At 60.7% G+C, this 12,430-nt stretch carries 9 protein-coding genes; 2 read left to right on the top strand and 7 right to left on the bottom strand.

The window, feature by feature from the left end:
* Positions 1-132: 132 nt before the first annotated feature.
* Positions 133-720, bottom strand: a complete 588-nt coding sequence (locus IFT53_RS21170; RefSeq protein ID WP_192067505.1) for a hypothetical protein — start codon at positions 718-720, stop codon at positions 133-135.
* A 518-nt stretch (positions 721-1,238) separates the two neighbouring features.
* Between IFT53_RS21170 and IFT53_RS24100 the strand changes: the two genes are divergently transcribed.
* On the top strand, positions 1,239-1,616 hold the full coding sequence (locus IFT53_RS24100) for a hypothetical protein (protein WP_342365848.1): 378 nt from the start codon (positions 1,239-1,241) through the stop codon (positions 1,614-1,616).
* Between the two features lie 36 nt (positions 1,617-1,652).
* Here IFT53_RS24100 and IFT53_RS24095 read toward each other — a convergent pair whose 3' ends face one another.
* The 3 genes from IFT53_RS24095 to IFT53_RS21155 form a co-directional block, all read right to left on the bottom strand.
* Positions 1,653-1,988, bottom strand: a complete 336-nt coding sequence (locus tag IFT53_RS24095) for a DUF7007 domain-containing protein (protein ID WP_342365849.1) — start codon at positions 1,986-1,988, stop codon at positions 1,653-1,655.
* A gap of 306 nt (positions 1,989-2,294) precedes the next feature.
* Positions 2,295-4,040 carry a ParB/RepB/Spo0J family partition protein gene (locus IFT53_RS21160; RefSeq protein WP_192067507.1) on the bottom strand — a complete coding sequence of 582 codons (1,746 nt, stop codon included), beginning with the start codon at positions 4,038-4,040 and terminating at the stop codon, positions 2,295-2,297.
* 332 nt (positions 4,041-4,372) lie between these two features.
* Positions 4,373-4,690 (bottom strand): hypothetical protein, encoded by a 318-nt coding sequence (locus tag IFT53_RS21155; protein ID WP_192067509.1) that lies wholly within the window; start codon positions 4,688-4,690, stop codon positions 4,373-4,375.
* Between the two features lie 289 nt (positions 4,691-4,979).
* Between IFT53_RS21155 and IFT53_RS21150 the strand changes: the two genes are divergently transcribed.
* On the top strand, positions 4,980-5,237 hold the full coding sequence (locus IFT53_RS21150; RefSeq protein WP_192067511.1) for a hypothetical protein: 258 nt from the start codon (positions 4,980-4,982) through the stop codon (positions 5,235-5,237).
* Between the two features lie 164 nt (positions 5,238-5,401).
* On the opposite strand, the gene IFT53_RS21145 is transcribed toward IFT53_RS21150, so the two are convergent.
* The 3 genes from IFT53_RS21145 to IFT53_RS21135 form a co-directional block, all read right to left on the bottom strand.
* Entirely contained in the window at positions 5,402-10,495 is a 5,094-nt protein-coding gene (locus tag IFT53_RS21145; protein WP_192067513.1) for a DEAD/DEAH box helicase family protein, read from the bottom strand.
* A gap of 144 nt (positions 10,496-10,639) precedes the next feature.
* Positions 10,640-11,245, bottom strand: coding sequence for a DUF1419 domain-containing protein (locus IFT53_RS21140; protein WP_192067576.1), 606 nt, complete (start codon positions 11,243-11,245; stop codon positions 10,640-10,642).
* A 64-nt stretch (positions 11,246-11,309) separates the two neighbouring features.
* Positions 11,310-12,344 (bottom strand): DUF3991 and toprim domain-containing protein, encoded by a 1,035-nt coding sequence (locus IFT53_RS21135; RefSeq protein WP_192067578.1) that lies wholly within the window; start codon positions 12,342-12,344, stop codon positions 11,310-11,312.
* Positions 12,345-12,430: the final 86 nt, after the last annotated feature.

Here is a 12,430-nt window from a genome sequence, read left to right as displayed (position 1 = left end):
GGCCGGGACGGACCGCGATCAACCGCGGCGCTCTCCGGGTTCAAATCTCAACATGGAAAGGGCCGACCCCCACTAGGCCCGCCCGATTTGAAAGAAAGAAATTGAGCGGAGCCGGAGCCCCGCCGGTTGGGGTCAGCAGAGAGCATCCATCTGAGCTTCCGCCGCCTTGCGGTCGAGACTGGCACCTGGATTTTCGACGGGGCGTTCGAAGGGCTTCCAAGTCTCGCCGATAACCTGTTCGTAGGCGGCAACTGTCCCCTCTACCGCCATCCTGAGTGAATGAGCCTGGATGCCCATGTCGGCCGCGAATTCTCGCTTGCGCTGGGCGGCGCTGTCGTAGCCGACTGGACCATCGAGGTCCTCGTCACGGGCGTCGTTCGACGCCTTGGCGGTTGCGTCGCGCGCTTCGGTGACGGCGCGGGAGTAGAACTGCCCGGCGCCATGCGCCGATCCGACGAAGGCTCCGACGATGCGCTGCAGGTGTATCTGCATGGCCTTCTCGCCCAAGCCTTCGGAGAGGCTATCGGCAGTCTCGACAATCAGCCGCTCATGCAGGCTGCGGATGCCATCGCTGTCGACGACTGCCGTGCCGAAGCTTTCGGCGATCTTGAATGCCTGGGTGGCATCGGGGCAGGAGAGGCGGACCATTTCGAGGGTTGCTCCCTTGCGGAGTTGCGACGACCGGGCATTGGAGCGGTTGGTGTTGGAGGGCTTGGCCATGTCAGTTCCTTCCTTGGCTGCCGAAGCGGGTCCGGCCCGTGCCGGTCTGTCCTTCGATGCGGACGACCAGAACCGGCAAAGGACGGCGGCTTCACAGGTCCGATCCGGCTAAACCAGCAGTGCAGGTTTGCGGACCAGCAGGTTTTGACCTGCGTAGGCCCGCGGGCCTGCCCTGCGCCGGGAGGCTGGGTCGGCCGCCACGCGGCGCGATAGCGGCCTTGAAACGGCCGGCCGCCGGTTCAGACCGCAACGAGAAGAAGGGCAGTCCGGCAAGGGTCCGACGCCAATCCCGAGCAACGAGAAGGAACCATGGCCAAGCCCGCCCTGCCGTGACATCGAAGCCCAGCAAGTCCAGCACCAGCGCCTTCGTTTCGGGTCCGCCAATATCGGCGGATGAAGCACAGGCTCATGATCGCGACGTTGGCATTCACCGATGACCAGCTCATTCATCGCCATTCTGCGAGCGATCATGTTGAGTTCGCCCAATGCTCGAAGGTGAGGCAGTCCACGAGCTCCTGATGGTAAATACGAGGATCCGATTGATGCCTCGCCCGGCTCAAGACCCTCACCGTCGTCGCCTGTCTTCCGGCGCGCGCCGCAATTTGCCGCGTCAGACAATCGAGATGCAGCTGGGTCTCGCGCCGAGCGCCGATTGCTTTCGCCACGTTCAAAGTGCGGAGGTCGATCATGGCCCATCCCCCCCGGCTTTCCCAACCAACGAAAGAGGATGGCCCGTCATATTCGACGTGACGCGCGTGAACGATGACAAAGCCGAACCGGCCGCGACCAGCATACTCCTCACTGGGGACAAGGAAGCGACGCCGATGGTTGCCTGGCTTTCGGTCACTATCAACGACCGCCACGACCTCGGTCATACCAGCGTGTTCGCCAGATAGTATCGCAGAGGTGACAACGAAGTCGTTCCTGAGGCGTTAATCGAACGCCCGACGGTCCTTGGCCCAGCTCTCGCCCTCGGCCAGCACGCAGCCGTGGATCATCTCCCAGGCGTAGGGCCAGATATTGCGAACGGTCTTCTCGGCCAAGGACCGCTCATAGGCGGTGAACAGGTCCGGGAAGGTAACAGCCACGATCGTCCACTCACAGTCTTCCTCGTACCACGGCGTATCCTTGCGTAACAAAGGATGGACTTTGGTGTTACGATCAGCTGAGAGATGGAGACCACCGTGACCGGAGGTCATGTGGAAGACTATGCCATCGGCATAAATGACCGCCATCTGCGATCCACCCCATGGGGTACTCGCTGACATGCGGGTCCGTACACGATCCAGGCTAGCGAGATCGCGTTATGCCCGGTAGCCTCAGCGACGCGCGACCGGAATTCGGCCTCGTCAGCGATCCTACCGTCATGCCCGATGAAGTCGGCCCGTGTTAGTTCTGCAAGCGGCCGACGGATAGCGACGGCACGGCCAAGATAAGAAAATCCACTGGGTGAAAAGACCATAGCAAGGACCAGATCACCAATGCGGGCGACGGGCAGGCCGTCCGCGCTGGTAGCAAACTCCACCCCCGAAAGATCGGGGGTGGAGTTTGCCATGTCGACTGGACAGCGGCGATCATGCTGCTGCCCTCTGGTCGCGGTCGTCGTGGACCGGCAGATCCGCATCCTGCGGTACCCTGTCGATCACATCGTCGGCTTCTTGCTCGGTCTGATCGTCCAATGGGTCATCGAGATCTTTATCCCTATCATCCTGGGACCCAACGCCGACCAAATCCGTGGCAGCGCCTTCACGGATCCATTCGAGCAGTTGGTCTGCCGTTGGCGCGAAGTGGCCAGACGGATGGATAAAACGGTCATTCGCGAAATGCTCCACGAGCGCTGCGCGGGTTTCGCGGACCTTCTGCCGCGGCTGAACGGCCGCTTCGGCGCAAGACGCTTCCAGTGCCTGGCGAGACAGGCACGAGAGGAACTCCTCCGAACCCATGTTCGGCATGAATTCGTCCGCGCCGATCGCGACGCCGGCGATGCGCGAGACCATGCCGCTGTTCGACATGCCGCGGCGGCAAGAGAGAACATCGATCAGCATGGAGCGGACCGCGACCCGGAGCTGTTCCTGATTGAAGGCGAGCTTGCCATGCTCGTCAAACAGTCCGACCGCATGGCGTGAGAAGCGCTTGCCCCCGTAGATGGTGCCATCAGCGCCGGAGTCGACGCGAACATTCTGCCCGGCGAAGGCGAGCACCGTCAGCGCCATCAGCATGTCATCCTCGATCGGCGCGCGACCGAGTGCGTCATGTAGGGCGTCGGTGCGGAAATCACCGATCATGTCATGACCCTTCTGCGTGACGTCGGGCCGGGCCTTCGACATGGTGATTGCATCGGCGTCATCGCCACTAGCGACCGATGCGTCACCAGCAGCCCCCTTCGGCTTCGCCTCCTCCGGCATGCGGTAATGCACGGACTGCACCTTGCCGTCACGATCCAGATAGAGCGCCGTGTGATCGAACTTGGAGAGCTTGCCATACACTTGGGAGGCCTTCTTCGGCAGCTCTGGCTGGCCCCAGCTGTTGACCTCGACAATTCCGCCGCGCTTCGGAAGGTTGCTCGTCATCCATTCGTGCTGCGCGCCAAGGAACCCTTCGACATTGGTGGTGTAGCGCCCGTCCTGGTCGGCCGGCGCGAAAAGGTCCTCCACCCACTCAATGCCGTAGGCCTGGGCCAGATCGTCACCAAAGCTCGCATCGCGAGCGTACATGCGCTTCTTGGTGAGCGCATTGGCGATCTGCCACCACGGAGCGGTGTCTCCCTTCTTCGGCTTGTGCGCTTTCCAGACTTCCTTCTGGTCCACCTGGCCTGCTGCGGCGATAATCCGCAGCTGCGGCTCGGACGGCATGTCGCCCAGCGCCATCTGCTCGAGCATTGCCGGCAGGACATTGGCAAGCAGACGCAGCTTGCGGATCTGGCGAACGGGGAGGGCGAGAGCGACGGCGATCGCTTCCTCGGTCCAGCCGAGAGCAACGAGACGTTCGATGCCGCGCCACTGATCCACGGGGTTTAGCGCCTCGCGAACCGAGTTTTCGACCATTGAGCGCATGGCGCCATTATCGTTGGCGGCATCCACGACTAGGATTTCGATTTCTTCCAAGCCGGCGGCGATGGCAAGGCGCACGCGCCGATGGCCGGCATCGATGATATAACCATTTCCGCCATCGGGTTCTGGTGCGACGACGGGAGGCTGGACGATGCCGACGGCCTTGATCGTGGCCAGCATCAGCGCGTCGGCCTGCGGCGACGACTTCGACTGGCGCATACGGTCGGGATTTTCCTTCAGCGCGCGCGGGTCAACCTTCATGATCTGCATGGGATTTGTCCTTATAGAGAGGTTACGGACCGGCACCTTGCCGACCCTTCCTGTCTTCATTTTTTCGAAGACACCTCCCAGACCGCCGAGCGGCCGGACTGCCGCAACTGCGACCGAGCATCCCTGCTGTGCGGGACGAGCGGGGCTAAAAGCCCTGCGCGGGACAAGCGGCCGGGATCGCGCAGGCGGCGGTTGAGCGACAGCGTCGGTAGGAGGACCGGTCTGCGACCGGTTCTTACTCCCTGCTTTTCTTTTTTCAATTTTCGCGTCTTAATTCGAGCCGACGCTTGAAGACGATAGATGCTGGCGGCAGCGATGCCCGGAGGACGGGACTAGGTTCGGCGCCCTAGAAGGGCCAGCGCGTCAGCCATCATACGCTTCAAGATGAATTTCCGGTTTTCCGGTGCGACAAAGGCCGCTTCCGGGATAGCAACAGCAGCAGGCGAGGGCATGGCGGTTTCGGAGGGCCGAACCGGGAGGGGCTCTTCGATCATTGCGGGGACAACGATGTGCGTGATCGTTGTTTCATCGGATTTTACCGAAACGGTGACCTGTGCTCCAGAGCGGAGACGGTCGACCCCCGTTTGAGCGGCCTCTCGATCATCTTGAGCTTCTACCAGCGATGACTGCGTTACAAGAAAAAAAGGCATGTTTTTCCACGGCGTGTTTTAATTGAGGTGTCGTCTGCAAATCGGTCTCGGTCAAGGTGGAGGACCACATTTGCGGTCGCCTCCGACGCAAAAAGGCGCTCGACCCGTTGGGGGAGCGCCTTCTTTAGATCCCAGGACAACATCAAACGCCGCTGCGATTGCAGTGAGCAGGACATCGTCTTATCGGGAGGTGACGCTCAGATGTTGTTGACGAAGGAGAATTTCAAGTCGCGATCTGGACTACCCCCTGATAGATCTTCGCGTCCATCCGAACGTCAGGCGAGGCAGCATGAGCACAAATCCCGAGACCCGCAGAGCCATCGCGCAGCGTGTGATTGATCGCGCGGCGGCGCGCGGTATGCCGATCGACAAGGATCCTGCCTTCGTTGCTTTGCTGGAAGAATGGATCCGCGGAGATATCGACATGAAGGCTATGCGCGAACGGTACCTAGATACAGCCGCGGTTCAAGCTGCCCAGCGGGGGTCTGCGCAAAAGCCCCTGAGTATAAACCTCTCGAAATGGTCGGACGAGGCGGACGAAGAATAAAAAAATGGGCCTGCGGAAACCGCGGCCCATGAAGTGTGGAGATTTAAAACCTCCAGAGGGGAACAGCTGCTGCGACGGAACTGGGAGGTCACCGTTATATGCATCAGCTGGAGGCACTATGCCTGATTTTTGACCATCAGGAAAACATTTATTATGCAACGCAGCTATGCAGGCACCGCGACGGTCTCGTCGTCCAGATCTGCCGCCAGTTGAGCTTCGATTGCCCGCAGCTTCAGCCGCTTGTCCTCCAACTCGTCTGCGAACGCGAAAACGCCTCCGTCTCGCGAACGGTAGGATACCAATCGCCGCTTGGCATCGTCGAGCCGCTGGCGATACTGGTGCTGTTCCTCATCAAAGCCGCCAAGTGCGTGCTCCAGCCGTGAGATGGCGCCGAGCGGTGTGACCGTGATCGCCAGATCAATCTCGTAATCGGCGCAAGTGCGCTGGAGAAGGGTCTCGTAGCGATAGCCATCGCTCTTGCCGAACCGCTCGCTCTCGTAGACGAGATCAAAGCCGCCGATTGTCGCCAGATGAACTTCACCTTCTTTCTGGAGCTGAAGAAGCGTGAGGATTTCCTTCATCAGCGCTCGGCCCGCCTCCTTGCGCTCGGTGTACTCTTCACCGAGTATCATCATAGTGAAGGCATCGCCGGTGGTCGGCGCCAGTCGCACGATGTCCTGGCCGATCTCCCCGATGCGCCGGGTGGCAATCTCGATCTCTCGCTCTGCCTCACGCATCTGCCTGCGGACGGCATATTGGTCGTCCTCGTGGGCAGCGCGCAGCCGTCCAAGCCTGGCAATATCTGCCTCCAGTCCTGCCTTCTGCATCAGCCGCTCGTCGCCCGACGCGATCGCCTTGGCCATGGCGAACTGGTTGGCGGCACCTTCGCCGATATCCTCCAGCTTGCGGATCGATGTATCGCCCGAAAGCGCTGCAGCGATGAACCGGGCCTTGCGCTCATTGTTCTGCCACATTGAGGCGTCGAGCGAACCTTCTGTGGCATAAGCGAAGATATCGACCTCGTCATGCTGATTGCCCTGGCGGACAATCCGTCCCTCGCGCTGCTCGATCTGCGACGGCAACCACGGCACATCGAGGTGATGGAGCGCTTTGAGCCGCAGTTGGGCATTCACGCCGGTGCCCATCGTCTCCGACGATCCAATCAGGAAACGCACCTTGCCGGCGCGGACATCGCCAAATAGCCGCTGCTTCGCCTCGGTCTTCTTGTAATCCTGCATGAAGGCGATCTGCGATGGTGGAACGCCGAGGCGGATCAGTTCGTCGCGAATGAAGCGATAGGCCGAGAAGCCGCGGGACTTTTCGACACTGATCGTGCCGAGATCGGAAAAGATCATCTGGGCTGCCCCCGAAAGATCGAAGTCCTTGCCATCGGGGCGACGGTAGATGGCCTTGGTCGTTTCCTTCCAGATTCGGTGGGCATTGCGGACGAGCAGATTGAGCTTGTTGTCCGCTTCGTTGGGGGCCGCCGGCATGACAAAACGCAGATCGATCGCGGCATGCCGTCCATCGGTGATGACCGAGAGCAGGATGTCGTCGCCGGGCTTGGCCGGTCCCTCACGCTGCTCGATCGCCTTGATCCGGGTGTCCAGCATCGTCTGATAGCTCCTGAACAGCACCGTTGGCTTGGCGGACAGGATCTGTCGGCGACCGGTCGCAATATCCGGCACCTTCACATATTGACGCAAATCCTCCGGCATCACGACATCGGCGAAGGACCGGAACATGGCAATCAGTTCCGGCACGTTGACGAAGGACGCAAAGCGGCTGACCGGCTTGTACTTTCCAGATGGCTGGATTTCGAGTTCTGTGGTTGTGTCGCCAAAGCAGGAGGCCCAGGCATCGAACTCGTGCAAGCCTCGCTCGGCAAGAGCTGCATGCCCGAGCAGGCGCTGGATCGAGAACATCTCGCCCAGCGTATTGGTGATCGGCGTTCCCGAGGCGAGCACCAGCGCACGGCCGGGGTTCTTTGTCTCGATGTAGCGCGATTTCACATAGAGATCCCACGCACGCTGCGACCCGTTCGGATCTATGCCCTTGAGCGTCGACATGTTGGTCGCGAACGACAACTTGCGGAATTCCTGCGCCTCGTCGACGACGATCTGGTCGACTCCGATTTCGGAGATCGTCAATAGGTCATCCTTGCGGGTGGCGAGGGCTTCAAGCCGTTCCTGCAATCCTTCCTTCAGCCGCTCAAGGCGCTTTCGCGAAACGCGGTCCTCGCCATCGACCTTGGTCAACAGATCCTCGTAAAGCTGCAGTTCGCCCTGGATCATCTGGCTCTCGAAGGCCGAGGGAACAGCAATGAAGCGGAATGCCGAATGCGTGATGATGATCGCATCCCAGGTGGCGGTTGCCGCTCGCGACAGGAAGCGAGCGCGTTTGTCCTTGGTGAAATTGGTCTCGTCAGCGACAAGAATGCGGGCATTCGGATAAAGCGCCAGGAATTCTCGCGCGGCCTGCGCCAGGCAATGGCCGGGCACGACGAGCATCGCCTTGGCGATCAGGCCGAGACGGCGCTGCTCCATGATGGCGGCAGCCATCGTCATCGTCTTGCCAGCGCCGACGGCATGGGCGAGATAGGTCGAGCCATCTGCAATGATCCGCCAGATCCCGCGCTTCTGATGCCCGTACAAAGTAAAGGCTCCAGAGGCGCCGGGAAGTTTCAGGTGGGAGCCGTCGAATTTGCGCGGCGCGATATTGTTGAAGCGATCATTGTAGTCGCGCGTCAGCCGGTCGGTACGATCCGGATCGGTCCAGACCCAGTCCTGAAACGCTTGCTTGATCCTCTGTAGCTTGTCGCGAGCGGCTTCGGTGTCGACGACATTGAGCACCCGGCGCTCGCCGTCGTCATCTTTGAAGGTATCGAAGATTTGTGGGACGCGGCTGTTCAACGCATCCGTGAGCAAATCCCCGGCATGCCGGCGGCTGGTTCCCCATTCCGATGTGCCGGCGGCGCTATAGCCGAGCTGTCGAGCGTCGACTGTCCATGAGCCGAGTTCCGGCATATGGTGAATGCGGATATCGGCTTCCATCGTCTCTTTTACGAAAGCGGCGACATCAGCGGCCGGGATCCATGGTGCGCCGAGACGAGCGGTGATGTCGGAGGGCCAAAGGTCGGTCGGCTGAACCTCCAGGAGGGCGCGAATATTGCGCTGGTAAGCAGGATCGAGCTCGGCTGCAGCCTGCGCGGTTGAGAGTTTGGTCCGGACAGCCCCGGAAAGATAGCCGTCGGCAGTTTGCCACGATCCGTCGATAGGATCCTTGAAAATGGCCTCGGCGAGTTCATCCACCACAGTCGCAGTATCGCTATGGAGCACTTCGGCGATATGGTCGAGATCCACGTAGCCACGTTCATTCAACACGACAGCGAGCGCATCCGCAGATGAGGTGATGGTTGGTGCAGCCGGCGGCGCGATCACCCGTTCCGAAAAAATCGGCCCCGGTTTGGCTGTACCGGTTTCCAGATCGTAATCCTCGATCGAGGCAACCAGCCAGCAATCGGGATCATCACGGAAGGGCGCAAGGTTCGGTTGGCGATGGGTTTCCTTGACGTCACCGGTCTCGACATCTTCCTGGATCGAGATAGTTGTGTGATTGATGGGTCCGAAATCTCGCACGAAGCTCGACCATGCGATGCGCAGCCGGACCTGGAGATCTCGCCAGGGCCGGCCCGCCTCCTGCGCCTTCAGCACGTCGCGCACGGCATCACGGATGGGGATCAGCTTGCTGATGATCCTGATATGCTTTTCCAGGATGCCATCGCCAAAGCGACCCTTGCGAACGGTGACCTGCATGGCCGCCCCATCGAGCATCTGCATCAGACCTTTCGATCGATCAAGGAAGAAGCTTCCCTCGCGAACACGACCATCCTTCGGCTGCAGATCGACGGTATCGCCAAGTTCTGTCTCAAGCTCGATGTCAACAGGTGTCGGTTCACCGTCGTAACGGCCTTTGGGCAGCCGGGCGATGGCAGTGCCAAGCACGGCCTCGAGATCCTGATCAGCGGGCGCTATGCAGGTGTAGGCTTCGCCGAACGGACCGGAGACTGTTGAATGGCTGCCCAGAACAAACTCGGGATTGCGCGCAAGCCAGCGATTGATCCGGATCGGTTCCGCGTCGGAGCTGGCAGGTCGAACCTCTTCCAGTTCCAACCACGAGAGATCGCCTGCCTCTTCGCCACACTTGCGTTTACGAAAAAAGACAACGTCCACGACGACATTTGTGCCGGCGTCGCGACGGAAACTGCCTTCGGGCAAACGGATGGCTGCGATCAAGTCGGCCGACGTGGCGATGTAGTCGCGCGCGGTGCCGTCCAGCTTGTCGAGTGTGCCGTGCGTCGTGACGAAGGCAGCGAGCCCGCCGGGCTTTAGGAAATCGACCGACCGGGCGATGAAATAGTCATGCAGGCGCAGTCCAAGCTTCCGATAGGCGCGGTCTGACCGAACATTTCGATCGGAGAAAGGTGGATTGCCGATCGCCAGATCGAAGATCGGTGAGAACTCGGTCCGCGCGAAGTCGGCATTGATGTTTCTGGCCTTCGGCTGCAGCAAGCGTACGATTCGTGCGGTGACCGGATCAAGTTCGACGCCGGTGAAGAAGCTATCTCGCCGCAATTCCTGTGGAGTCAGCGCCGGAAACAGGCCGGTCCCGATCCCTGGCTCGAGCACGCGCCCTCCGCGCCAGCCAAGACGCAGTAATCCGGCCCAGATCGCGCGGATGATCCCTTCCGGCGTAAAGTGGGCATATTGAGTGCAGCGCGCAAGTGATGCGTAGTCGGCCTGCGAGACGGAATTTTCCAGCGAAACCGCAAGCTCGTCCCAACCCGTCCGGAATTCGACCGCGCCTGGACGGCGGAACATCCCGTTGGCCAGTTCACCGGCACCAAAGCCGGTGAAGCGGATCAATTGCGCCTGTTCATTTGGCGTGGCCGGTCGATCCCGTTGTTCGATCGCCTCGGCGATCATGATGGCCGCGACATTGGCGCGGGCACGATCCCGCCAGGATGCGGCGAGGCCTCGGTTGCCATCGAGGTAGAAGTTGGAACGCTCGCCACGGGGGCGAGGGTGTGAATTTGTCGGGGCTACCAAGGCAGGTGCGGGCGCAGGTGGCGTCGGATCCGGCTCGTCATCGTTTGCCGCATCAGGTGCGGTGCCCGCGAAACCTGTGATGCCAAGATCGAGGGTGGTGGACAGTGCGGTGTTACCGAACATGTCGAGTGAAAAGGAATTGCTGCTCATGCGATGAAACTCCTGTTGAAGGCGCCATTTTGCGATCTGCCGGCGCGGGCAGCTCGAAGTGTGCAGAGGGTGGGAATCCGGCCGGGCCGATTGTGCGAGAGTTCGGCCGCTCGTCGCGACCGGTTGTGACGACTGTTGGGCCGCTCAGGCGGCGATGGAGAGGGGGAGGTGCCTTAAATGCACCGGAAGCTTGGCGGAGGTTTCTTCGTCCGTCAGATCATCGAGCAGTTTCAGGAACGTGCCCTCCTTGCCACTGTAGAGGACAACCGTGCGATGCCCCCGGTTGCTTTGCGGCCATCGATCGACCGCATAGCCGCGATAGTCGTCAGCCGTGGTGCTCCAGATGTGCTCGAGCCGCTCTTGCCGAGACATCGACCGGACCGGACGACTTTCCCGCTCGACGATGGCCAGGCGCATATGCTCGGCCATAGAACGTTCGGACAGGTCGCAATATCCATGGAAGTGACGGATGACCCCATCGATGCGCATGCTGAAGAACACTGACGTCACGGAGTCGGTCAGGAACTCACGCATGGCAAACATCGATCCGCGGATCCAAAGCGGCGGGAGGATCTCGAACATATAATCGTGCTCGGTGTCAGTGATCTCAAACCATTCCCCGGCATAAAGGGATGAAGCATCGCCATCCCATCGGTCCGGTCGCTGGGCATGACGGTCAAACATGCGGTACATTTGCTGGCGTGTTGCCACGCCTTGGAAAACCTTGCGGATTGCGGCAGAGGGGTTCATTTCCGGCTCCTTGGGATATGTCCGGACCGAAGAGAACACCGTCGTCACGACCATGCTTACCTCTTCAATCCTCCATGACCTCTCCCGGGCCGCCGGCATCGTGTCCGCCCGGGTCAGGGGCCGGCGCAGCCGGGCGAAGCCTCCCTTGACGCGGGAGGCGCGAATGCGGCACGCCGTTCATTTCTCCTTCCTTTTCCTGCTTCTCCCTTTCCTGACATTTCAGGACCTCGTTCCAGTCGTCCGCCGGCGGTCGCAGACGCAACCAATCGCATCCAGCCTGATCGGCAACTTCACGAAGGCGATATGCAAAGGCGTCGCCCTGGCGATTAGCGTCGGTCGCCGCAACAAGTTGCACATCCGGGTACCGAGCCAGTTGTCGTAACGCTGCGGCAGTGTTCGGCGACCACCCGCCGCCGGTGCTGAGATAGAGGGTGTCTTCTCGCATCCCCTCTATTGCTGCGAGGCTCATTGCATCGATCGCAGCTTCCGTCACACAAAGCCGATGGGCTCCGGATGGGCCGAGCCGGAACAGCACCTTCGCGCCGCCCGTCGCAAAGCCCCGCCAGTCCGGGCCGCGTTCTTCCCAGCCACAGATGTTACCGTCCTCGTCAACATGGCCAGCCCACATGCTTCCGTAAGGGCCTTCACGAAGTACACCCTGTTTGATGGCACCCTTCAGAATCCGTCCCGGTACGAAGCGCGTGAACCGCAGGTAGCGCCAGGTTTCAGATGACGGTCGAGGATTCCGACGCGATATCCATCGATCATGGATCGTCGCAATCGCTGCCTTTGTTGGCGCTGCCGCCATCCACTTCGGTTCTATTGACTGGAAGCCGATGAGACCGGCGACACGGTCCAACGCGTCCAGGAAGCCGCCTCCGTCGAGGCGTGCAACAAGTGAGAACACATCGCCTTTGTCATCGCCTAGCGGATCGAACCAACCCTGGCCACCATGGGTGACGATAACGATCTCACCGCCGCGGCGGTATTTCACAGCCCGGCGGGTGCTTTCCTTCGCATCGATCGCGAAGCCCGATGTCGCCAAAACTGCTCCGCACCCGACCCGTTCGCGAATTTCCTCAATATCTCTTCGCTTCATCATCTTTCCGATCGCCTGGCGATCGTCCCTTGTAAATTTTCCTTTCCGCGTTCTTCGCGGACCCCTTCACGTCCGGCGCGAAGAGC

It is taken from the genome of Rhizobium sp. CFBP 13644 (assembly GCF_014842165.1).
Taxonomy (GTDB): domain Bacteria; phylum Pseudomonadota; class Alphaproteobacteria; order Rhizobiales; family Rhizobiaceae; genus Agrobacterium; species Agrobacterium tumefaciens_C.
This window is presented reverse-complemented; position numbering and strand designations above follow the sequence as displayed.